Below are 217 nucleotides of genomic sequence, written 5' to 3'. Positions count from 1 at the left end.
GTACCAATCAGCACCTATTACACAGCAACCAGCTATGCAACAAACACAAAAAGAAATGCAGGTAAAGCCGCAAAAAGAAATGCAGGTAAAGCCGCAAAAAGAAATGCAGGTGAAGCCGCAAAAAGAAATGCAAGTGAAACCACAAAAAGAAGTACAGGTGCAGCCACAAAAAGAAGTACAAAAAGAGAAACCAGTTGAAAAACCTTCAGTTATTCAA

1 pseudogene is annotated in these 217 nt (G+C 39.2%); it reads left to right on the top strand.

From position 1 onward, the window contains the following. Nucleotides 1–217, top strand: a pseudogene (locus tag MR071_RS25985) (peptigoglycan-binding protein LysM); the annotation flags it as partial.

Origin of the sequence: Bacillus cereus group sp. BfR-BA-01316 (assembly GCF_022664195.1) — a bacterium.
Taxonomy (GTDB): domain Bacteria; phylum Bacillota; class Bacilli; order Bacillales; family Bacillaceae_G; genus Bacillus_A.
Note: the sequence above shows the minus strand (reverse complement) of the source record. Positions and strands in the feature narration are given on the sequence as shown.